This window comes from Burkholderia sp. YIM B11467 (genome assembly GCF_052952715.1).
Map to the genome: position 1 here is coordinate 281,911 of NZ_JBQVSQ010000003.1, position 20,694 is coordinate 302,604.

Sequence of the window (20,694 nt, forward strand, 5' to 3'; positions counted from 1 at the left end):
CGTCCGGCAACGTGCCCCACGATTCATACGATTTAAATAGACAAAGCAGTCCGGAGGAGATGTGATCGAGATCCACGCTTTCGACACCCAGGAAGCGCAAAGCGAAGCGCTCGCGCGCGCCGTCGGCGACGCACTGCGCGGGGCGCTCGCCGGCCCCGCGCGCCCGACGCTCGCGGTGTCCGGCGGCACGAGCCCGCGCCCGTTCCTGCAAACGCTGTCGCATGCGGCGCTCGACTGGGCCGGCGTCGACGTCACGCTGGTCGACGACCGCTGGGTGCCGGAAGGCGACGCGGCGAGCAACGCGCACCTCGTGCGCGACACGCTGCTGCAGCACGCGGCGGCCCCCGCCCGCTTCCTGCCGCTCGTCGACACACGCACGTCGCTCGACGCGCACGTCGCCGCGCTGAACGCGAACGCCGACTACCGCGTGCCGAACGTCGCGGTGCTCGGCATGGGCGAAGACGGCCACACCGCATCGATCTTCGCCGACGCACCCGAATGGCACCACGCGATCGCGACGCCCGAGCGTTTCGTCGCCGTGCATCCCGGCGCCGCGCCGCATGCGCGCGTCAGCTTTTCGCTCGATGCGCTCAAGCGCGTCGACCGGCTGTTCCTGCTGATCGCGGGCCCCGCCAAGCGCGACGTGCTCGACGCCGCGGCCGCGTCGCTGCAGAAGAACGCGATTTCCCAACTGGCCAACGACAAGGGGACCCAGCTCGATGTCTACTGGTGCGCAAAGTAAGGCGGTCGTCGCGAGTCAGCATGCCGACGGCCCGCGCCTGCTCGCGGATGTCGGCGGCACCAACGCGCGCTTCGCGCTGGAAACCGGCCCGGGCGAGATCACGCAGATCCGCGTGTATCCCGGCGCCGATTACCCGACGATCACCGACGCGATCCGCAAGTACCTGAAGGACGTGAAGATCAGCCGCGTGAACCACGCGGCGATCGCGATCGCCAATCCGGTCGACGGCGACCAGGTCACGATGACCAACCACGACTGGAGCTTCTCGATCGAGGCGACGCGTCGTGCGCTCGGCTTCGACACGCTGCTCGTCGTCAACGATTTCACCGCGCTCGCGATGGCGCTGCCGGGCCTGACCGATGCGCAGCGCGTGCAGGTCGGCGGCGGCGCGCGGCGTCAGAACAGCGTGATCGGGCTGCTCGGGCCCGGCACCGGGCTCGGCGTGTCGGGGCTGATTCCGGCCGACGACCGCTGGATCGCGCTCGGCAGCGAAGGCGGCCACGCGTCGTTCGCGCCGCAGGACGAGCGTGAGGATCTGGTGCTGCAGTACGCGCGCAAGAAGTTTCCGCACGTGTCGTTCGAGCGCGTGTGCGCGGGCCCCGGCATGGAGATCATCTATCGCGCGCTCGCCGCGCGCGACAAGAAACGCGTCGCCGCGACCATCGACACGGTGGAGATCGTCGAGCGTGCACATGCGGGCGACGCGCTCGCGCTCGAGACGGTCGAATGCTTCTGCGGGATTCTCGGCGCGTTCGCCGGCAGCGTCGCGCTGACGCTCGGCGCGCTCGGCGGCGTCTACATCGGCGGCGGCGTCGCGCTGAAGCTCGGCGAACTGTTCACGCGCTCGTCGTTCCGCGCGCGCTTCGAGGCGAAGGGCCGTTTCACGCACTATCTCGAGAACATCCCGACCTACCTGATCACCGCCGAATACCCGGCGTTCCTCGGCGTGTCGGCGATCCTCGCGGAGCAGCTGTCGAACCGCTCGGGCGGCGCATCGTCGGCCGTGTTCGAACGGATCCGCCAGATGCGTGACGCGCTGACGCCGGCCGAGCGCCGCGTCGCCGATCTCGCGCTGAACCACCCGCGCTCGATCATCAACGATCCGATCGTCGACATCGCGCGCAAGGCCGACGTGAGCCAGCCGACGGTGATCCGCTTCTGCCGTTCGCTCGGCTGCCAGGGGCTGTCGGACTTCAAGCTGAAGCTCGCCACCGGCCTCACCGGCACGATCCCGATGAGCCACAGCCAGGTGCATCTCGGCGACACGGCCACCGACTTCGGCGCGAAGGTGCTCGACAACACGGTGTCGGCGATCCTGCAGCTGCGCGAACACCTGAATTTCGAACACGTCGAGAACGCGATCGAGATCCTGAACGGCGCGCGGCGCATCGAGTTCTACGGGCTCGGCAACTCGAACATCGTCGCGCAGGACGCGCACTACAAGTTCTTCCGCTTCGGGATTCCGACGATCGCGTACGGCGACCTGTACATGCAGGCCGCGTCGGCCGCGCTGCTCGGCAAGGGCGACGTGATTGTCGCGGTGTCGAAGTCGGGACGCGCACCCGAGTTGCTGCGCGTGCTCGATGTCGCGATGCAGGCCGGCGCGAAGGTGATCGCGATCACGTCGAGCAACACGCCGCTCGCGAAGCGTGCGACCGTCGCGCTCGAGACCGACCACATCGAGATGCGCGAGTCGCAGCTGTCGATGATCTCGCGAATCCTGCATCTGCTGATGATCGACATCCTCGCGGTCGGCGTCGCGATCCGTCGCGCGTCGACGAACGGCGAGTTGCCCGAGGCCGTCGCGCAGGCGAAGGCGCGCGCGAACGACGACGAAACGGCCGACGTGCTCGACTGGCTGAGCCACGGCGCGTCGCCGGCGGCGAAGGACGTCGCGCGGGACTGATGCACGGTGCGGCGTCGGCCGCTTCCTGCACGCCAAACAAAAACGCCACCGGCGCATCGCGCGCGGTGGCGTTTTTCTTTGTGCCTTCCGGCTGCCGGTTCAGGCGCCCGCTTTCACCGGCCGCCCGTGCCAGCGCAGCACGAGGTAGCGGCCGGCGAAACACAGCACGCCCGACACGCCGATCGTCACGCCCATCGCGAACGGCGTGCCGTCCGCGAGTGCGCCGATCGCGACGCTCGCGAGCGCGCCGAGCGCGAGCTGCATCGCGCCGAACACGGCCGCCGACGCGCCTGCGTTGTGCGGATAACGATGCATGAGGTCGGTCGTGCAGTTCGCGGACAGGATCCCGACCACGCCGACGACGAAGAACAGGCACACGACGATCGACCACAGCCCGCCCCACCCCGTCAGCGCAACGAGCGCGACCGCGAGCGACGCGATGCAGCTCACGAGCGACGCGGCCGCGATGATGCGCAGCGAGCCGATGCGGCCGACGAGCCGCGTGTTCGCGAAGTTGCCGATCATGATCCCGACGACGTTCAGGCCGAACAGCAGCCCGTAGTGTTGCGGCGACACGTGGAAATACTCGATGTACACGAACGGCGTCGCGGTGATGTACGAGAACATCGACGCGAACGCCATCCCGCCGCACAGCATGTGCCCCCACGCAACCGGGTCGGACAGGATGCGCCCGTACGATGCGAACGACGCGAGCACGGCCGTGCTCTTGCGCCGCTCCTTCGGCCAGGTTTCGGGCACGCGCAGGTATGCGGTCGCCGCGCACACCGCGCCGAACACCGCCAGCACGACGAACACGCCGCGCCAGCCCGAGAAGCGCAGGATCTGGCCGCCGATGAGCGGCGCGAGCAGCGGCCCGACCGCGGTGACGATCGCGACCATCGACAGCACCTTCGCCGCGTCGCTCGGCTCGTGCGCGTCGCGCGCGATCGCACGGGCAAGCACCGACGCGGCGCCGGCGCCGAGCGCCTGCAGGAAGCGCACGAGGATCAGCATGTCGATCGAGCCCGACACGAAGCAGCCGATGCTCGCGAGCGTGAACAGCGCGATGCCGCCGAGCAGCACGGGCCGGCGGCCCCACGTGTCGGACAGCGGACCGTACAGCAGCATGCCGACCGAGAAGCCGGCCATGAAGCTCGTCAGCGTGCGCTGCGCGGCGCCGGGGCTGACGGAGAAGCCGTCGGCGATCGACGGCAGGCTCGGCAGGTACATGTCGGTGGCAATCGGCCCGCAGGCGGCGAGCGCGCCGAGCAACAGGATCAGCCGGGCATCGGGCCGGCGCCGGACGACGTGAGACATGGGTATCCGGAATGGAGCCCGCGCGCATCGGGGCGCGCGTGGCGGTGAAGACGGGAGGCCGCGCCGTGGATGGCGCGCTCAGGCCCATGATTGTACGCGCAACTTTTTCACGGCCGCCGGCCGTGTGCGGCGGCGGGCCCGGAAGCACCGCCGCGCGAGATCGCCCGCGGATTCGATTAAGCTTGCGGCTCTCGTCTGACCAATCCGACGCACGACCGAACCGATGACCGCTTTCCTGCTGATCTGGAGCCCCAAGAAATGGCCGTGGCCCGAGCTGCCCGACGTCGCCGCGCGCGTGAAGGCCGGCGAGGCCGTGCATGACGTGTGGGGCTGCGGCTTCGCGCGCGGCATCCTGCCGGGCGACCGCGTGTTCCTGCACCGCGTCGCGAAGGAGCCCAAGGGTGTGTTCGGCTCCGGCTACGTGACGCGCGCGCCTTACGAGGTGCCCGATGCGACGACGAAGCGCGGCTACCGGCTGTGCATCGACTTCGTGTACGACTGGCTGGTCGACGCGCACCAGGACGTCGTGATCGCGCGCGACGCGCTGCGCATCCATCCGTACTCGGTACAGACCTGGGATGCGCAATCATCCGGCACGTCGATCAAGCCGATGGTCGAGGGCCCGCTCGAGAAGCGCTGGGCCGAACTGACCGGCAAGCGCAAGCCGCCGCGATAACCCGGCCGGTAGCCGGGTCGAATCGCGCCCTCCTTTCCGGCCCGCGCAATCCCCCACGCGCCGAAAGGCCGCAGACCGGCCCGCGGGCCCGCCGAGCGCGTCTCCGGTACAATCAGACGATCGTTCCGCCCAGGCGCCGCGGCCCGTGCACAGGCCCCCCGCGCCCTTCTCTCGCAGGTTTCGTCCATGTCCAACAATCAGATCCTCTTCGAACGCGCCCAGAAGACCATTCCCGGCGGCGTCAACTCGCCGGTGCGCGCATTCCGTTCGGTCGGCGGCACGCCGCGTTTCGTCGCGCGCGCGCAAGGCCCGTATTTCTGGGATGCCGACGGCAAGCAGTACATCGACTACATCGGCTCCTGGGGCCCGATGATCGTCGGCCACGTCCATCCGGAAGTGCTGTCGGCCGTGCAGAACGTGCTCGCCGACGGCTTCTCGTTCGGCGCGCCGACCGAGGCCGAGATCGAGATCGCCGAGGAAATCTGCAAGCTGGTGCCGTCGATCGAACAGGTACGGATGGTGTCGAGCGGTACCGAGGCTACGATGAGCGCGCTGCGTCTCGCGCGCGGCTTCACGGGCCGCAGCCGCATCGTCAAGTTCGAGGGCTGCTACCACGGCCACGCGGACAGCCTGCTCGTGAAGGCCGGCTCGGGCCTGCTGACGTTCGGCAACCCGACGTCGGCCGGCGTGCCCGCCGACATCGCAAAGCACACGACCGTCCTCGAATACAACAATGTCGCCGCGCTCGAAGAAGCGTTCGGCGCATTCGGCGACGAGATCGCCGCGGTGATCGTCGAGCCCGTCGCGGGCAACATGAACCTCGTGCGCGGCACGCCCGAATTCCTGAACGCGCTGCGTGCGCTGTGCACGAAGCACGGCGCCGTGCTGATCTTCGACGAAGTGATGTGCGGGTTCCGCGTCGCGCTCGGCGGCGCGCAGGCGTATTACGGGATCACGGCCGACCTCACCTGCCTCGGCAAGGTGATCGGCGGCGGGATGCCGGCCGCTGCGTTCGGCGGCCGCCGCGACATCATGGCCCACCTCGCGCCGCTCGGTGGCGTCTATCAGGCCGGCACGTTGTCGGGCAACCCGATCGCGGTCGCCGCGGGGCTGAAGACGCTGCAGCTGATCCAGGCGCCGGGCTTCTACGACGCGCTCACCGCGCAGACGAAGCGTCTCGCCGACGGCCTCGCCGCGGAAGCGCGCGCCGCCGGCGTGCCGTTCGCGGCCGACTCGATCGGCGCGATGTTCGGCCTCTACTTCGCCGAGCGCGTGCCGACCAGCTTCGCGGAAGTCACGAAGAGCGACACCGAGCGCTTCAACCGCTTCTTCCACCTGATGCTCGACGAGGGCGTGTACTTCGCGCCGTCGGCGTACGAAGCCGGCTTCGTGTCGAGCACGCACGACGACGCGGTGATCGACGCGACGCTCGCGGCCGCGCGCCGCGCGTTCGCGGCACTCGCCGCCTGACCCGGGTCCGCGCGCATGTTCTCGGATACCGATTTCGCCCACATGCAGCGTGCGCTCGCGCTCGCCGCGCGCGGCATGTATACGACGGCGCCGAACCCGCGCGTCGGCTGCGTGATCGTCAAGGACGGCGACGTGATCGGCGAAGGCTTCACGCAGCCGGCCGGCCAGGATCACGCGGAAGTGCAGGCGCTGAAGGACGCACGCTCGCGCGGCCATGATGTCGCGGGCTCGACCGTCTACGTGACGCTCGAGCCGTGCAGCCATTTCGGCCGCACGCCACCATGCGCGAACGCGCTGATCGAAGCGCGCGTCGCAAAGGTCGTCGCGGCGATGGAAGACCCGAATCCGCAGGTGTCGGGGCGCGGCCTCGGCATGTTGCGCGACGCGGGCATCGACGTGCGCTGCGAACTGCTCGCGCATGAAGCCGGCGAGCTGAACATCGGCTTCGTGTCGCGGATGACGCGCGGTCGCCCGTGGGTGCGGATGAAGACCGCCGCGTCGCTCGACGGCCGCACCGCGCTGCCGTCCGGCGAAAGCCAGTGGATCACCGGCGAGGCCGCACGCCTCGACGGGCACGCGTGGCGCGCGCGCGCCTGCGCGATCCTCACCGGCATCGGCACCGTGCGCGAGGACAACCCGCTCCTGACCGTGCGCGACATCGACACGCCGCGCCAGCCGCAGCGCGTGCTGGTCGACAGCCGCCTCGACCTGCCGCTCGACGCGCGGCTGCTCGAGGGCGCGCCGCTGCTGATCTTCTGCGGCCAGCTCGACGCCAGCGTCGAAGCGCGCGCGAACGTGCTGAGGGCGCGCGGCGCGGAAATCGTGCCGCTCGTGAATGCGCACGGCAAGGTCGACCTGCCCGCGATGCTGTCGACGCTCGGCGCACGCGGCGTCAACGAGTTGCACGTCGAGGCCGGCCACAAGCTGAATGGGTCACTGCTGCGCGAACAGTGCGTCGACGAATTGCTCGTCTATCTCGCGCCGAGCCTGCTGGGCGCCGACGCGGCCGGCATGTTCGACCTCGCCGCGCCGGCGAGTCTCGCCGCACGCACGCGACTGACATTTCACGGGGTCGAGCGGATCGGCGACGATCTGCGGATCCTGGCGCGCTTCGCGCCGCCCGACGCGTCTCATTGAACGGAATCGTCACGATGTTTACCGGAATTGTCGCGGCTGTCGGCCGCATCGAATCGATCCAGCCGCTCGGCACGTCGGCCGATGCCGGCGTGCGCCTGACCGTGCTGGCCGGTGAGCTCGACCTCGCCGATGTCGCGCTGGGCGACAGCATCGCGATCCAGGGCGCGTGCATGACGGTGATCGAAAAGACCGACACCGCGTTCGACGTCGACGTATCGCGCGAAAGCCTGAACCGCACGGTCGGTCTCGCCGAACCCGGTGACGTGAATCTCGAGAAGGCGCTGCGCGCGCACGACCGCCTCGGCGGGCACATCGTGTCGGGCCACGTCGACGGCCTCGGCACCGTGTCGCGCTTCGCGCCGGTCGGCGAGTCGCACGAACTGCGGATCGTCGCGCCGCGCGAGCTCGGCCGCTATCTCGCGTACAAGGGGTCGATCACGGTCAACGGCGTGAGCCTGACCGTCAACACGATCGACGATCGCGCGGACGGCTGCGAATTCTCGATCAACCTGATTCCGCATACGGTCGAAGTCACGACGCTGCGCCACGTGAAGACCGGCGACAAGGTCAACCTCGAAGTCGACATGATTGCGCGGTATGTGGAGCGGATGCTGTCGACGTCGCAAGGCGCCCATCAGGACTGATCGCGCCGGCGCTCGCCGAAACGGCGGTTAGCGACCCGATGACCGGGCCCTGACTGCCGCCGCTTTCCTTCATCCTGCTTGCCGTCGCCCGCCGGCATTCCGCAGGCAATCAGTCAGCCACACCCTCTTCCCCCGCACGCGCCAGAATCGTCGCGAGCAACTGCCGGACATGCTCGCGTGCCGCGCGCTCCGCGGCATCCGCGTCGCGCTTCGCGATCATGTCGAACACCTGCCGATGTTCGGCGACATTCCCGCCCAGTCGCTCCCAATCGTCCATCGGGCTCGCACCGCCGGCACACATCGTCTGCACCTGCGCATACAGCGCCCTGAGCGACGTCTCGATCGTCGTATTGCGCGCCGTCGCGAGCAACCCGTGGTGAAAGTCGAGGTTGGCGATGCGGTACCCGTCGCCGTCGTGCGTCGCGACCGCGCGCGCCTGTCGCGACAGCGCTTCATCCAGCGCCGCGTGATCGTCGGGCGTCGCGCGCTGCGCCGCCAGACGCGCGGCCATGCCTTCGAGCGCCTCGCGCGCCTCGAAGATGGCGACGATCCGCGCGCGGTCGAAGGCGATGACGAAGACACCCTGGCGCGGCACGACCTGCAGCAGCCCCTCGGCCTCCAGGCGCGACACTGCTGCCCACACGGGCGAGCGGCTGATGCCGAGATCGCGCGACAACGCTTCGATGCTGATCTTCTCGCCCGCCGCGAAGCGCGCTTCGTCGACCAGCATCTCCCTGATCGCCCCATATGCGTCGCGCCCCAGTGTCGTGCGTTCGAGCATGGCGCGCGTCATGCGGACCTCCGACGACGTGCGATGTGGAGCCCCTTGCCGACCGGCACGATCGTCGTGTCGAACTGCCGCGACGCATCGACCGCGGCGAGATAGCCGGCGATCTCGTCCGGATGGGACAGCGCGTTGTCCGCGACGAGCAGCGCGTCGGGCGTCAGTTTCGGCAACAGGTGCGCGAGCTGCTGCGGCGCGCTCACGCGGTCCGCATCGAAGAATACGCAGTCGAACGGGCCGGTCACGGCCGCGCAGACCTGCGTCGCCTCGCCTTCGATCACTTGCGCCCAGTCCTGCAGCGACGCCGCGCGCAGGTTGGCCCTCGCCTGCTCGGCCTTGTCGGACGAAAACTCGACGGTGACGAGCGGCTGCCCGTCCGTTTCGCGCAGCGCATGCGCGAGCCAGATCGCGCTGTAACCGTTGGACGTGCCGATCTCGAGCACGCGCCGACGCCGCGCGCCGGTGACGAGCAGGTACAGCAGCTCGGCCGTGGGCGGCTCGAGGTTGAGCATCTTGCGGCTGCGGTCGTCCATTCGCGCGTCGTTGTCCTGGCCGAAGGACGCCAGCCGGGCCAGTACGGCCGACGCGCCGCTGTCGAGTTCGATCATGCGAGTCTCCGTTGCTTCATATTTCGTGTTTCGTGTTTCATGATACGACCTTTTTCGCTTCGACGCGCAACGCCGGCGAGGGCCGGCATCGTTCCGGCGCAAGCGGGGCGAACCGTATCGCGCCCGCCTGCCGATCGGCGACCCGACACCTGGCCGAATAGCCAGCGACGCGCACGGGTCATGCCGCCGCGCTAAGATGCATCGACAGCGGATTCAACGCCGCAACGCACGGCGCGCCGCGCACCGATCGCCCTCATCCTCAAGGAGTCGTCCCCATGTCCATCTCGATGTACCAGGCTTCGCTGCCCGTGCTGATCCGTGGCCTGACCAACCTGCAGCACATCCTCGGCAAGGCGCAGGCGCACGCGGCCGAGAAGCAGATCGATCCGTCGGTGTTCATCGGCGCCCGCCTCTACCCGGACATGCTGCCGCTCGTCCGCCAGGTCTACATCGCGACCGACACGGCCAAGGGCTGCGCCGCGCGGCTCGCCGGCGCCGAGATCCCGAGCTACCCGGACGTCGAACAGACCTTCGACGAACTGCACGCGCGCATCCAGAAGACGATCGACTATCTGAACGGCTTCGATGCCGCGCAGATCGACGGCAGCGAAGCGCGCCAGATCGTGCTGAAGATGCGCGTCGGCCCGATCGAGTTCACCGGGCAGTCGTACCTGCTGCACTTCGTGCTGCCCAATTTCTTCTTCCACGTGACGACCGCGTACGACATCTTGCGCCACAGCGGCGTCGAGCTCGGCAAGCTCGACTACCTCGGCGGGCGCAACGAGCACGCATGACGCTGACGCGCGGCCGGGCAAAGCCCGGCCCGCAACCGTCCGCGCCCACGCGCAGGCAACCCGCCGCGGCCCGGCCGAGCCTGCCGCGCAGGCCGGCCGCAGCGCTTTCCGGAGCGCTTGCCTGCCGTGCGCGACCCGTGCCAGCCGAAACGCCGTCCGGCTGGCGTAAAATACGCACTTTCCTCTTTCTCGCCCCCTTATGACGCTCGCCTCCACGCTCGACATCATCGCCGAGCTGAAAGCCGGCCGGATGGTGATCCTGGTCGACGAAGAAGACCGCGAAAACGAAGGCGACCTCGTGATCGCCGCCGAATTCGTCACGCCGGAAGCGATCAACTTCATGGCCCGGTACGGCCGCGGCCTGGTTTGTCTGACGTTGACGCAGGAACGCTGCAAGCAGCTGCACCTGCCGCTGATGACCTACCGCAACGGCACGCAATACGGCACCGCGTTCACGGTCAGCATCGAAGCGGCCGAAGGCGTGACGACCGGCATCTCGGCCGCCGACCGCGCGCACACGATCGCCACGGCGGTCGCGCACGACGTGCGCCCCGAGCACATCGTGCAGCCGGGCCACGTGTTCCCGATCATGGCGCAGCCGGGCGGCGTGCTCGTGCGCGCGGGTCACACCGAAGCCGGCTGCGACTTCACCGCGCTCGCCGGCCTCACGCCGGCCGCGGTGATCTGCGAGATCATCAAGGACGACGGCACGATGGCGCGCCTGCCCGACCTGATCGAATTCGCGAAGGAACACGATCTGAAGATCGGCACGATCGCCGACCTGATCCAGTATCGCAGCCGCACCGAATCGATCATCGAGCGGATCGCCGAGCGCACGATGCAGACCGCGCACGGCACGTTCCGCGCGGTGCTGTACCGCGACCAGCCGAGCGGCTCGCCGCACATCGCGCTGGTACGCGGCGCGCCGTCGCCCGACATCGATACGCCCGTGCGCGTGCACGAGCCGCTGTCGGTGCTCGACCTGCTCGAAACCGGCGTATCGACGCACTCGTGGACGCTCGACGCCGCGATGCGCGACATCGCGGAACGCGACCTCGGCGTGATCGTGCTGCTCAACTGCGGCGATACGAAGGAACACCTGATCGACGTCTTCAAGGCGTTCGACGAGGAAGAAAAGGCCGCTGCGCTCAAGCGCCGGCCGGTCGATTTCAAGACGTTCGGCATCGGCGCGCAGATCCTGCGCGATGTCGGCGTCGGCAAGATGCAGGTGCTGTCGAATCCGCGCAAGCTGGGCAGCATGTCCGGCTACGGCCTCGAAGTCACGGGCTTCATTCCGATGCCCGGCGGCGAAGCCAAGTCCTGCCCGGCGTCCAACGCGTAACCCGCCACGACGCTTTCGCCCTATAACCGCTCATCCACACCACGGACAAGATCATGGAAATCGGACAATACCAACCGAATCTCGAAGGCGACGGCCTGCGTATCGGCATCGTGCAATCGCGCTTCAACGAGCCCGTGTGCAACGGCCTCGCCGACGCGTGCGTAGAAGAACTGGAACGCCTCGGCGTCACCGGTGAAGACGTGCTGCTCGTGTCGGTCCCCGGCGCGCTGGAAATCCCGCTCGCGCTGCAGAAGCTCGCGGAAAGCGGCCAGTTCGACGCGCTGATCGCGCTCGGCGCGGTGATCCGCGGCGAGACCTACCACTTCGAACTCGTGTCGAACGAAAGCGGCGCGGGCATCACCCGCATCGGTCTCGATTTCAACCTGCCGATCGCGAACGCGGTCCTGACGACCGAAAACGACGAGCAGGCTGTCGCGCGCATGACCGAAAAGGGTCGTGACGCCGCGCGCGTCGCTGTCGAGATGGCCAACCTGACGATGGCGCTCGACCAGCTCGGCGACGACGACGAGGACGAAGAAGAAGACGAAGACGACGAAGAGGAGCGCGCATGAAGAAGAGCGCCCGCCGACAATCGCGCGAGCTGGCGACGCAGGGCCTGTACCAATGGCTGCTGTCGAACGCGGCCCCCGGCGAGATCGACGCGCAGCTGCGCGGCGCACTCGGTTACGACAAGGCTGACAAGGATCTGCTCGAAGCCATCCTGCACGGCGTGATCCGCGAGCAGGCATCGCTCGTCGAAGCGCTGACGCCGTCGCTGGACCGTCCGATCGAACAGCTGTCGCCGGTCGAACGCGCCGTGCTGCTGATCGCGACGTTCGAGCTCACGCACCACGTCGAAACGCCGTATCGCGTGATCATCAACGAAGCTGTCGAACTCGCGAAGACGTTCGGCGGCTCCGATGGCTACAAGTATGTAAACGGCGTGCTCGACAAGCTCGCCGCGAAGCTGCGCCCCGCGGAAACGCAGGCGCGCCGCAACGGCTGACACCGTTAGTCCACGGGCGCGCAAGCGCCCGTTTTTCATTCTCCCTCCCCGCCCCGCCCGACCGATGAATACCACCGCCGATTCGCTCGTCACGCTCGCCGCACGCGTCGACGCGATCCAGCCCTTCTACGTGATGGAACTGATGAAGGAGGCACAGCGGCTCGAGTCCTCCGGGCGCGACGTTATCCACATGGGCATCGGCGAGCCGGATTTCACCGCGCCGGAGCCTGTCGTCGAAGCTGCCGCCGCCGCACTGCGCCGCGGCGTCACGCAATACACGAGCGCGCTCGGCATTGCGCCGCTGCGCGAGGCGATCGCCGCGCACTATCTGCGCGCATACGGCCTCACGATCAGCCCCGAACGGATCGTCGTGACGGCCGGCGCGTCGGCCGCGCTGCTGCTCGCGTGCCTCGCGCTCGTCGGCCGCGACGACGAGGTGTTGATGCCCGACCCGTCGTATCCGTGCAACCGGCACTTCGTCGCCGCGGCCGAAGGCCGCGCGGTGCTCGTGCCGAGCGGCCCGGACGCGCGCTTCCAGCTCACCGAGGACGACGTCCGCACGCGTTGGGGCGAGCGCACGCGCGGCGTGCTGCTCGCGTCGCCGTCGAACCCGACCGGCACGTCGCTCGAACCGGACGAACTGAGGCGGATCGTCGAAGCCGTGCGCGCACGCGGCGGCTTCACGATCGTCGATGAGATCTACCAGGGGCTCAGCTACGACGCGGCGCCGGTGTCGGCGCTGTCGTTCGGCGACGACGTCATCACCGTGAACAGCTTCTCGAAGTATTTCAGCATGACGGGCTGGCGGCTCGGCTGGCTCGTCGTGCCGCCCGCGCTGGTCGGCACGTTCGAGAAGCTGTCGCAGAACCTGTTCATCTGCCCGTCCGCACTCGCACAGCACGCGGCACTCGCGTGCTTCGAGCCGGCCGCGCTCCACATCTACGAAGCACGCCGGCTCGAATTCAAGCGCCGGCGCGACTTCATCGCGCCGGCGCTTGAACGGCTCGGCTTCACGGTGCCCGTGATGCCGGACGGCGCGTTTTACGTGTACGCGCATTGCGGCGGCGTCGCGCACCCGGCGGCCGGTGACAGCGCCGCGCTCACGCAGGCGATGCTGCACGACGCGGGTGTCGTGCTGGTGCCCGGCATGGACTTCGGCGTCCATGCGCCGCACGACTATATCCGCCTGTCCTATGCGACGGCCTACTCGCGGCTCGAAGAGGCGGTCGAACGGCTCGCGACGCTGTTCGGGCAGCGCTGACGCCGCGGCCGGCACGCCGGCCGTTTCCCACATTGCAAAAAAAGAAAAGGCCCTCGCTTCGTGCGAGGGCCTTTTTCATTTCATGCCGGCCGGAACCGCGCGGGACGCGTGATGTTACGCGCCGAGCTCCGAATGGTCGTGCGACTGCTTCGCGGTGTCGACGCTCGCGTCGTCCTGCGACGACGTTTCCTTCGGCGCGGCCTTCACCGACGTAGCGGAGTCGAGCGTTGCGTGCACGCGCTTCGCGCCGCCTGCCGCCACGGCCGCAGCCGTCACGATCGGCTTCGTCGGTTGGGCCGGCGCCTGCGGCGCGTTGACCGGCACGCTGCGGCCGTGCGACACGTCGCGCAGCCGGCCGCGCTCGGCCATCACCTTCGAGCCGTACGCGGTGTCGTCGGGGTTCGTCGACCCGTTGTACAGGCGCAGGCCGTTCGCGAGCGAGCCGCCGCGCGCGATGCAGTCCTTCAGCACGAGCGCGCCGACCTGCAGATTCGCGAGCGGTTGCAGCGCGGTATCGGTGCCGCCGAAATACTCGAACTTGTCGGAGTGAACCTTCGACATCACCTGCATCAAGCCCTTCGCGCCGACACCGCTTTCGGCGTACGGGTTGAAGCCCGACTCGATCGCCATCACGGACAGCAGCAGCAGCGGATCGAGGCCGACGTCACGGCCGGTCTGGAACGCGGCCTTGACGAGCTGACCGAGCGGCTCCTGCGCAATGCGGTAGCGGCGCGACAGATAGGTCGCGACGAGCGCCTGTTCGCGGTTCGACGCAAGCGCACGATCGTCGCGCGCGTCGGCCGGCACCCGCTGGGTCGGGATCAGTTTTGCAAGCGCGACGGGCGACGGGCCGTTGCGGGCCGGGTCGGACGCATCGCCCTGCGCGGCGGCTTCCGGTGCGACGTCGAGGCCGACCGCAAGCGTGTCCGTTTCAGGACTGTCTTCCTGCTGCGGCTGCGCGCCGGCAGGCGCGAAGTTCGGCAGCGGGTGGCCGGACAACAGACGGGCTGGCCCGGCCTGCACGGCCGCGGATACGACCGGCATCAGCTTTGCGGCGAGCGTGCCGCGCACGGTTGGCAGCAGCCACAGGGCAAGCGCAACCGCAACAGCGAAACAGCCGACAACGCTGAATAGATGGTGACTGACTCGCGTCCCGCGACGCAGCATGTTGCGCACGATTTGCGCATGCTGCTCGTTGGGACGCCACGATAACCAAGCGTTCATTCAGATCATCTCCCATGAACATGACTCGTGCGGCTCGCTCAGCTCGATGGCGAGACAGAATACGCGCCGCGGAATCACGACGCCGCACGCCTTGGTTGGGACGTGCAGGCATCGGAGAAACGGTATAAGTACCGTTCGAGGCCACGGTGTAAGAGGGCCGACACCTTCGCACAATGGGCGAGGCGGGCATACGCGGTGGCACCCACGCAAAAAACCAGCGTCTGGTAGCGCTGGCTGGGACTACGACTAAAGCCGTCGGATACGCCGTGCAGGGTTCGGCGGACGGTGACGCGCTGCGTCAAAGATCGGTGATTGGCGGCTCGAAGCCTTTTACCCTGCAACCAATGTGAGCGGATTCTAGCAGGGTTTTATAGATCGTCAACACTATAAAACCTTGAAATTATAACAAAAAGTAATTTAAAACCGCTCTTCAGATCGGAGGCCCCGTGCCGTAGGGGGTTTGCGCGCGGTCGACTTTTTTCTCCGCCGGGCGCCCGCGCGGCGGCCCGGGTAAAATCGTCGGTCAAATCGGGGCCGCAGCCGGCCGCTGCGCCCACCCATCGCGGCCCGTCAAGCGGGCCGCCCGGACCTTCTTCATGAAATACAAAGACTTACGCGATTTCATCCAGCGCCTCGAGGCACTTGGCGAACTGCGGCGCGTCACGCAACCCGTGTCGCCCGTGCTCGAAATGACCGAGCTGTGCGACCGCGTGCTGCGCGCCGGCGGCCCTGCGCTGCTGTTCAATGCGCCGCCCGGCAATGCGTTCCCCGTGCTCGGCAACCTGTTCGGCACGCCGCGCCGCGTCGCGCTCGGGATGGGCGTCGATGCGGGCGACGACGCCGCGCTGGGTTCGCTGCGCGATCTCGGGCGCCTGCTGTCCGCGCTGAAGGAGCCCGACCCGCCGAAGAGCCTGAAGGACGCCGGCAAGCTGTTGTCGCTCGCGAAGGCCGTGTGGGACATGGCGCCGAAATCGGTATCGTCGCCGCCGTGCCAGGAGATCGTCTGGGAAGGCGCCGACGTCGACCTGCACAAGCTGCCGATCCAGACCTGCTGGCCCGGCGATGCGGGGCCGCTCGTCACGTGGGGCCTGACGGTCACGCGCGGGCCGAACAAGACGCGCCAGAACCTCGGCATCTACCGCCAGCAGCTGATCGGCCGCAACAAGCTGATCATGCGCTGGCTCGCGCATCGCGGCGGCGCGCTCGACTTCCGCGAATTCGCGCTGCAGAACCCCGGCAAGCCGTATCCGGTCGCGGTCGTGCTCGGCGCCGATCCGGCCACGACGCTCGGCGCGGTGACGCCCGTGCCCGACTCGCTGTCCGAGTATCAGTTCGCCGGCCTGCTGCGCGGCAGCCGCACGGAGCTCGCGAAGTGCCTGACGCCCGGCGTCGACACGCTGCAGGTGCCCGCGCGCGCGGAGATCGTGCTCGAAGGCTTCATCCACCCGCAGGACGGCGCCCCCGCCCCCGCTCCGGCCGGTGCACCGCCGCGCCCGGCCGGCAACGCGTCCGCCGCGTACGAGCACGCGCTCGAAGGCCCTTACGGCGACCACACCGGCTATTACAACGAGCAGGAGTGGTTCCCGGTGTTCACCGTCGAGCGCATCACGATGCGCCGCGACGCGATCTACCACTCGACCTACACGGGCAAACCGCCCGACGAGCCCGCGGTGCTCGGCGTCGCGCTCAACGAGGTGTTCGTGCCGCTGCTGCAGAAGCAGTTCACGGAGATCACCGACTTCTACCTGCCGCCCGAAGGCTGCAGCTACCGGATGGCCATCGTCCAGATGAAGAAGAGCTACGCGGGCCATGCGAAGCGCGTGATGTTCGGCGTGTGGAGCTTCCTGCGGCAGTTCATGTACACGAAGTTCATCGTGGTCGTCGACGAGGACGTGAACATCCGCGACTGGAAGGAAGTGATCTGGGCGATCACGACGCGCGTCGACCCCGTGCGCGACACGGTGATGGTCGACAGCACGCCGATCGACTATCTCGACTTCGCATCGCCGGTTGCCGGTCTCGGCTCGAAGATGGGGCTCGACGCGACGAACAAGTGGCCGGGCGAAACGAACCGCGAATGGGGCCGCCCGATCGAGATGGATGCGGCCGTGAAGGCGCGCGTCGACCGGCTGTGGCAGGAGATCGGCCTCTGAAGCCATGCGGCCGGCAGCCGCCGGCCCGTGCCTCGCACCCACCACAAGAACAACGAAGATGAGCTTTCCGCCCGCCTCCATGCTGTCCGACGGTTTCTTTCTGTCGCTGTCGCTGTGTCTCGACATCGGCCTCGTGAACGTCGCGATGCTGTCGCTGACGCTGTCGCACGGCTTCCGGCCGGGCTTCTGGCTCGGCGTCGGCTCGTGTGTCGGCGATCTCGTCTACGCGGCGCTCGCGCTCGCGGGAATGGCCGTGCTGCTGCAGTTCGAGCCCGTGCGCTGGATCGTGTGGATCGGCGGCGGTGCCGTGCTGCTGTTCCTCACGTGGAAGATGGCGCGCGAAGCGCTGTTGCCGCCCAAGGTGGCCGACGACGATGCGGACGACGCGCAGCCGCCGCGTGCAAGCGCACGGCGCAGTTTCCTGCGCGGGATGCTGCTCGCGATGTCCTCGCCGAGCGCGATCCTGTGGTTCGCGGCGGTCGGCGGCGCACTGATCGCGAAAGCCGGCGCGACCACGCCGGCGACGGCGTCGGTGTTCCTGTCGGGCTTTTTCCTCGGCGGCCTCGCGTGGACGCTCTTCATGTGCACGCTCGCAAGCCAGGGCCGCAAGCGCGCGGGCGCCGGGCTGATGCGCGCGTGCCATGTCGCGTCGGCATTGCTGTTCGCGTATTTCTCGTACAGCGTGATCGTCGGCGGCTACCGCGACCTAATCGTGCACGCCGTGTAATCGAAGGCGACCTGCACGGGCTGCGCACCAGGCGGCGGCCCCAATGAAAAACGGCGCAGCGCCCCTCGACGGGACGTTGCGCCGTTTTGCCACGCGCGGTCAGGCCGCGCGGGACAGATCAGCGACGCCAGTAGCCGTGATGGCCCCAGCCGCCGTAGCCATGACGCCAGTACGGACGACCGTAGTAACCGCCGTAGCCGCCGTAACCGCCGACAACCACGGCGGGCGGCGGCGCATAGTAGGCCGGCGCCGGTGCGTAATACACGGGCGGAGGCGGCGGCGCGTAGTACACGGGCGGCGGCGGTGCATAGACGGGGTATGCCGGTGCGACCGGGATACCGATGCCGACCCCGATCGACACGTGAGCTTGCGCAGCGCTTGCGGCACCCAGGCCCAGCGCGGCGGCGGCGATGAACGGAATGAGCTTTTTCACTTCGATTCTCCTGCTGGAGCGGTATTTTTTGCGCCCCTGTCGGCAACGGCGGGCGTGCACGTCGCATGGAAGCAATGTAGCGAAAACCCGCCCCTCGCGTATCGCACATTTGTTGCAAATTGCAATTGCACGGGGCCGCAGCAGCCGCTCTGCACGGCTTCCGGACCATGCCGCGATCCTTGCGGGTCGCGCGATTCCGTCCGACGAGTCGGGTCGCCACACCACGGCCGGTCAGTCTTACCGGATACGGCCCGCAAGGCGGGCACGCGGGCGTAATGAACGATTACAAATTTGCGACAAGACGCCGACGTTTCAAGTGGAACACGCGTGCGATGCATTTCGGGGTCGGATTCCACGGTCGCGCTTCAACGATGATGGCGGACACCACGGCGCAAGTGGATCGCGCCGCATACCGGTAAGCAATACGCGCGTCTGCGCGGAAATCGACCTCCGTCGACCCCGCCGCCATTCCTGCGATACTGGCGGCTGCTCCGTTTTCGCTTCCGTCGCTGCCATGTCCCTCCCCGACACACCCCGCCTCGGCTTCATCGGCGCCGGCCGGCTCGCGCGCTGTGTCGCGCAGCGCTTCGCGCAGGCCGGCTTTCCCGTCGTCGCGGTCGCGAGCCGCACACCCGCGTCGGCCGCGGCCCTCGCCGCGCGTATCGACGGCTGCCAGGCGGTCGATACGCCGCAGCAGGTCGTCGACGCGGCCGACCTGATCTTCCTGACGGTGCCCGACGATCATCTCGCGTCGACCGCCGCGGCGCTCCGCTTCGACGCATCGCGCGCCGCGCGGCAGGCGGTCGTCCATTGCAGCGGCGCGTCGGCGGTCGCGCTGCTCGATCCGGCGAAACGGCAACACGCGGCCACCGGCGGCTTCCATCCGCTCTACCTGTTCGGCGGCACCGACGCGGACCTTGCCCGCATCGACGGCTGCTCGGTCACGATCGAAGCCGACGGCGCGCTGCATGCCACGCTGCTGCGACTTGCTGCCGCACTCGGCTGCCATCCGCTGTCGATTCCGGCCGGTGGCCGGATGCTCTATCACGCGGCCGCGCACTACGCGGCGAGCTTCGCGCTGTGCGGGCTGTCGGAAGCGGTCGAGCTGTGGCGCGGTCTCGGTTTCGACGAGGAAGCCGCGCTGCGCGCGCTGCTGCCGATGCTCGCCGGCACGATCGAGACCGCCCGCGACAAGGGGCTCGCGAACGCGCTCTCCGGGCCCGTGTCGCGCGGCGATACGGGCATCGTCGAACGCCAGCTCGCGCTGCTCGAAGCGCGCGGCGGCGATCACGCGACGCTGTACGCGCTGATGACGCGCCGCGCGGTCGCGCTCGCGGCGAAACGCGCCACGCCGCCGGCGTCGCTGCCGGCGCTCGCCGAAGCCGTCGAAACGTCGCTCGCGCGCACGGCCGCGCACCCCTCCCCGCCGCGAGACGAGGCGTGATAAGGTGTCGGCCGATGCGCCGCCATCCGGCGTTGGCGGCCGCGCGCTACTGACTGTATAAAAAAGGATGCCAACGATGTTCGGCGAGATCGCCCGTTTTCTGCTCAATACCATCTTCACGCTGTTCGGCGCCGCGCTGATCCTGCGCGTCTGGATGCAGGCCGTCCGCGTGCCGCCGTACAACCCCGTCACGCAGGCCGTACTGCAGGCGACCAACTGGCTCGTGCTGCCGATGCGCCGCGTGATCCCGGGCGTGCGCGGCATCGACTGGGCCAGCGTCGTCGCTGCGCTGGTCACCGCGCTTGTTTATGTCGTGCTGATGGTCGTGATGGCCGGCTTCGATCCGGCCGCGGTGATCGCGACGCTCGTCGTGGTCGCGTTGCTCACCGTCGTGAAGTGGGCGCTCAACCTCGTGATCTGGATGACGATCCTGATGGCGCTGCTGTCGTGGCTCAACCCGCGCTCGCCGGCAATGCCGATCCTCTACCAGCTCACCGCACCGTTCCTGAACCCGCTGCGCCGCGTCATCCCGAACCTCGGCGGCATCGACCTGTCGCCGATCCTGCTGTTCGTGATCGTGCAGGTGCTGCTGATGATCGTCACGCGCGCCGCCGTGTCGCTGACGATGTTCGGCATCTGACGGCGTAACCTACGCCACCGTACGCTACGCCGCCGGCCCCTGCGCCGGCGGTGCGCCAAGCGTGTCGATCACGCCGAAGCGCGCCGGAATCATCGCGTAGCACACGCGCACCTTCTCGTGCGACAGCCGCTCGAGCAGCTTCTGCGCTTCGTCCTCGGTGACGATGAATTCGACCTCGATCGCGAGCGAACCCTGCAGTTCGAAGAAGCGATCCTCGTGCAGCACGCGATGCTGGCCGAAACCGGCCATCGCGCGAAACGCGGAACCGCCCGCGACACCCATCCGGTTCGCCTCCTCCAGCAGCCATTCCCACAGCGGCTTCCAGTGCAGCCGGTGCTGCTCGTGCAGATAGAAGCGCAAGAAGATCCTGTCCATCGCACCCTCCG

At 68.4% G+C, this 20,694-nt stretch carries 21 protein-coding genes; 15 read left to right on the forward strand and 6 right to left on the reverse strand.

Annotated features, from left to right (window positions below; translation table 11 throughout):
- Window positions 1-61: 61 nt before the first annotated feature.
- Together pgl and ACTRWB_RS13325 are read left to right on the forward strand one after the other, a co-directional pair.
- Window positions 62-742, forward strand: coding sequence for a 6-phosphogluconolactonase (pgl, locus tag ACTRWB_RS13320; RefSeq protein WP_446902163.1), 681 nt, complete (start codon window positions 62-64; stop codon window positions 740-742).
- Window positions 720-2,648 (forward strand): bifunctional transcriptional regulator/glucokinase, encoded by a 1,929-nt coding sequence (locus ACTRWB_RS13325; RefSeq protein ID WP_129513941.1) that lies wholly within the window; start codon window positions 720-722, stop codon window positions 2,646-2,648. Before pgl ends, ACTRWB_RS13325 begins: the two co-directional genes overlap by 23 nt.
- Before the next feature lie 99 nt (window positions 2,649-2,747).
- Here the strand turns inward: ACTRWB_RS13325 and ACTRWB_RS13330 are convergent, their stop codons facing one another.
- Window positions 2,748-3,965, reverse strand: coding sequence for a Bcr/CflA family multidrug efflux MFS transporter (locus tag ACTRWB_RS13330; RefSeq protein WP_193097824.1), 1,218 nt, complete (start codon window positions 3,963-3,965; stop codon window positions 2,748-2,750).
- Window positions 3,966-4,188: 223 nt separating this feature from the next.
- On the opposite strand from ACTRWB_RS13330, the gene ACTRWB_RS13335 reads away from it, so the two are divergent.
- From ACTRWB_RS13335 to ACTRWB_RS13350, 4 genes are all read left to right on the forward strand, one after another.
- Window positions 4,189-4,641, forward strand: a complete 453-nt coding sequence (locus tag ACTRWB_RS13335; protein WP_193097823.1) for a hypothetical protein — start codon at window positions 4,189-4,191, stop codon at window positions 4,639-4,641.
- A gap of 186 nt (window positions 4,642-4,827) precedes the next feature.
- The gene (gene hemL / locus ACTRWB_RS13340; RefSeq protein ID WP_014897811.1) at window positions 4,828-6,111 is read left to right on the forward strand and encodes a glutamate-1-semialdehyde 2,1-aminomutase; all 1,284 of its coding nucleotides are present in this window, start codon (window positions 4,828-4,830) and stop codon (window positions 6,109-6,111) included.
- A 15-nt stretch (window positions 6,112-6,126) separates the two neighbouring features.
- Complete coding sequence (ribD, locus tag ACTRWB_RS13345; protein WP_193097822.1) at window positions 6,127-7,248, forward strand: bifunctional diaminohydroxyphosphoribosylaminopyrimidine deaminase/5-amino-6-(5-phosphoribosylamino)uracil reductase RibD; 1,122 nt, start codon at window positions 6,127-6,129, stop codon at window positions 7,246-7,248.
- 14 nt (window positions 7,249-7,262) lie between these two features.
- Window positions 7,263-7,892, forward strand: a complete 630-nt coding sequence (locus tag ACTRWB_RS13350; RefSeq protein WP_419686538.1) for a riboflavin synthase — start codon at window positions 7,263-7,265, stop codon at window positions 7,890-7,892.
- A 109-nt stretch (window positions 7,893-8,001) separates the two neighbouring features.
- Here the strand turns inward: ACTRWB_RS13350 and ACTRWB_RS13355 are convergent, their stop codons facing one another.
- Together ACTRWB_RS13355 and ACTRWB_RS13360 are read right to left on the reverse strand one after the other, a co-directional pair.
- Window positions 8,002-8,685: a GntR family transcriptional regulator gene (locus ACTRWB_RS13355; protein ID WP_446902164.1), complete on the reverse strand. Its 684-nt coding sequence runs from the start codon at window positions 8,683-8,685 to the stop codon at window positions 8,002-8,004.
- Entirely contained in the window at window positions 8,682-9,284 is a 603-nt protein-coding gene (locus tag ACTRWB_RS13360) for an O-methyltransferase (RefSeq protein ID WP_446902165.1), read from the reverse strand. Before ACTRWB_RS13360 ends, ACTRWB_RS13355 begins: the two co-directional genes overlap by 4 nt.
- Window positions 9,285-9,559: 275 nt before the next feature.
- Between ACTRWB_RS13360 and ACTRWB_RS13365 the strand changes: the two genes are divergently transcribed.
- From ACTRWB_RS13365 to ACTRWB_RS13385, 5 genes are all read left to right on the forward strand, one after another.
- A complete protein-coding gene (locus ACTRWB_RS13365) occupies window positions 9,560-10,078 on the forward strand; it encodes a DUF1993 domain-containing protein (RefSeq protein ID WP_446902166.1) in 519 nt (172 codons plus the stop codon).
- Window positions 10,079-10,277: 199 nt separating this feature from the next.
- A complete protein-coding gene (gene ribBA / locus ACTRWB_RS13370; RefSeq protein WP_446902167.1) occupies window positions 10,278-11,420 on the forward strand; it encodes a bifunctional 3,4-dihydroxy-2-butanone-4-phosphate synthase/GTP cyclohydrolase II in 1,143 nt (380 codons plus the stop codon).
- A gap of 53 nt (window positions 11,421-11,473) precedes the next feature.
- Window positions 11,474-11,992, forward strand: coding sequence for a 6,7-dimethyl-8-ribityllumazine synthase (gene ribH, locus ACTRWB_RS13375; protein WP_011351235.1), 519 nt, complete (start codon window positions 11,474-11,476; stop codon window positions 11,990-11,992).
- The gene (gene nusB / locus ACTRWB_RS13380; protein ID WP_129513932.1) at window positions 11,989-12,426 is read left to right on the forward strand and encodes a transcription antitermination factor NusB; all 438 of its coding nucleotides are present in this window, start codon (window positions 11,989-11,991) and stop codon (window positions 12,424-12,426) included. The genes ribH and nusB overlap by 4 nt, the downstream gene beginning before the upstream one ends.
- Before the next feature lie 64 nt (window positions 12,427-12,490).
- Window positions 12,491-13,687 carry a pyridoxal phosphate-dependent aminotransferase gene (locus ACTRWB_RS13385; protein ID WP_129513931.1) on the forward strand — a complete coding sequence of 399 codons (1,197 nt, stop codon included), beginning with the start codon at window positions 12,491-12,493 and terminating at the stop codon, window positions 13,685-13,687.
- 114 nt (window positions 13,688-13,801) lie between these two features.
- On the opposite strand, the gene ACTRWB_RS13390 is transcribed toward ACTRWB_RS13385, so the two are convergent.
- Window positions 13,802-14,911, reverse strand: a complete 1,110-nt coding sequence (locus tag ACTRWB_RS13390; RefSeq protein WP_446902168.1) for a transglycosylase SLT domain-containing protein — start codon at window positions 14,909-14,911, stop codon at window positions 13,802-13,804.
- A gap of 596 nt (window positions 14,912-15,507) precedes the next feature.
- Here ACTRWB_RS13390 and ACTRWB_RS13395 point away from each other — a divergent pair.
- Window positions 15,508-17,064: a UbiD family decarboxylase gene (locus ACTRWB_RS13395; protein ID WP_129513929.1), complete on the forward strand. Its 1,557-nt coding sequence runs from the start codon at window positions 15,508-15,510 to the stop codon at window positions 17,062-17,064.
- A gap of 58 nt (window positions 17,065-17,122) precedes the next feature.
- Window positions 17,123-17,791: a LysE family translocator gene (locus ACTRWB_RS13400; protein WP_048243147.1), complete on the forward strand. Its 669-nt coding sequence runs from the start codon at window positions 17,123-17,125 to the stop codon at window positions 17,789-17,791.
- 118 nt (window positions 17,792-17,909) lie between these two features.
- Here the strand turns inward: ACTRWB_RS13400 and ACTRWB_RS13405 are convergent, their stop codons facing one another.
- Window positions 17,910-18,224 (reverse strand): hypothetical protein, encoded by a 315-nt coding sequence (locus tag ACTRWB_RS13405; RefSeq protein WP_047900032.1) that lies wholly within the window; start codon window positions 18,222-18,224, stop codon window positions 17,910-17,912.
- 514 nt (window positions 18,225-18,738) lie between these two features.
- On the opposite strand from ACTRWB_RS13405, the gene ACTRWB_RS13410 reads away from it, so the two are divergent.
- Both ACTRWB_RS13410 and ACTRWB_RS13415 read left to right on the forward strand, forming a co-directional pair.
- Window positions 18,739-19,668 (forward strand): Rossmann-like and DUF2520 domain-containing protein, encoded by a 930-nt coding sequence (locus ACTRWB_RS13410; protein WP_446902169.1) that lies wholly within the window; start codon window positions 18,739-18,741, stop codon window positions 19,666-19,668.
- 76 nt (window positions 19,669-19,744) lie between these two features.
- Window positions 19,745-20,308, forward strand: coding sequence for a YggT family protein (locus tag ACTRWB_RS13415; protein WP_343495143.1), 564 nt, complete (start codon window positions 19,745-19,747; stop codon window positions 20,306-20,308).
- 24 nt (window positions 20,309-20,332) lie between these two features.
- Here ACTRWB_RS13415 and ACTRWB_RS13420 read toward each other — a convergent pair whose 3' ends face one another.
- Window positions 20,333-20,683, reverse strand: a complete 351-nt coding sequence (locus ACTRWB_RS13420; RefSeq protein ID WP_048243157.1) for a DUF190 domain-containing protein — start codon at window positions 20,681-20,683, stop codon at window positions 20,333-20,335.
- Window positions 20,684-20,694 lie beyond the last annotated feature (11 nt).

Coding starts and splice junctions, on each gene's coding strand:
- ACTRWB_RS13325 (WP_129513941.1), top strand. CDS start 720: ATGTCTACTGGTGCGCAAAGTAAGGCGGTCGTCGCGAGTCAGCATGCC.
- ACTRWB_RS13330 (WP_193097824.1), bottom strand. CDS start 3,965: ATGTCTCACGTCGTCCGGCGCCGGCCCGATGCCCGGCTGATCCTGTTG.
- ACTRWB_RS13335 (WP_193097823.1), top strand. CDS start 4,189: ATGACCGCTTTCCTGCTGATCTGGAGCCCCAAGAAATGGCCGTGGCCC.
- hemL (WP_014897811.1), top strand. CDS start 4,828: ATGTCCAACAATCAGATCCTCTTCGAACGCGCCCAGAAGACCATTCCC.
- ribD (WP_193097822.1), top strand. CDS start 6,127: ATGTTCTCGGATACCGATTTCGCCCACATGCAGCGTGCGCTCGCGCTC.
- ACTRWB_RS13350 (WP_419686538.1), top strand. CDS start 7,263: ATGTTTACCGGAATTGTCGCGGCTGTCGGCCGCATCGAATCGATCCAG.
- ACTRWB_RS13355 (WP_446902164.1), bottom strand. CDS start 8,685: ATGACGCGCGCCATGCTCGAACGCACGACACTGGGGCGCGACGCATAT.
- ACTRWB_RS13360 (WP_446902165.1), bottom strand. CDS start 9,284: ATGATCGAACTCGACAGCGGCGCGTCGGCCGTACTGGCCCGGCTGGCG.
- ACTRWB_RS13365 (WP_446902166.1), top strand. CDS start 9,560: ATGTCCATCTCGATGTACCAGGCTTCGCTGCCCGTGCTGATCCGTGGC.
- ribBA (WP_446902167.1), top strand. CDS start 10,278: ATGACGCTCGCCTCCACGCTCGACATCATCGCCGAGCTGAAAGCCGGC.
- ribH (WP_011351235.1), top strand. CDS start 11,474: ATGGAAATCGGACAATACCAACCGAATCTCGAAGGCGACGGCCTGCGT.
- nusB (WP_129513932.1), top strand. CDS start 11,989: ATGAAGAAGAGCGCCCGCCGACAATCGCGCGAGCTGGCGACGCAGGGC.
- ACTRWB_RS13385 (WP_129513931.1), top strand. CDS start 12,491: ATGAATACCACCGCCGATTCGCTCGTCACGCTCGCCGCACGCGTCGAC.
- ACTRWB_RS13390 (WP_446902168.1), bottom strand. CDS start 14,911: ATGAACGCTTGGTTATCGTGGCGTCCCAACGAGCAGCATGCGCAAATC.
- ACTRWB_RS13395 (WP_129513929.1), top strand. CDS start 15,508: ATGAAATACAAAGACTTACGCGATTTCATCCAGCGCCTCGAGGCACTT.
- ACTRWB_RS13400 (WP_048243147.1), top strand. CDS start 17,123: ATGAGCTTTCCGCCCGCCTCCATGCTGTCCGACGGTTTCTTTCTGTCG.
- ACTRWB_RS13410 (WP_446902169.1), top strand. CDS start 18,739: ATGTCCCTCCCCGACACACCCCGCCTCGGCTTCATCGGCGCCGGCCGG.
- ACTRWB_RS13415 (WP_343495143.1), top strand. CDS start 19,745: ATGTTCGGCGAGATCGCCCGTTTTCTGCTCAATACCATCTTCACGCTG.
- ACTRWB_RS13420 (WP_048243157.1), bottom strand. CDS start 20,683: ATGGACAGGATCTTCTTGCGCTTCTATCTGCACGAGCAGCACCGGCTG.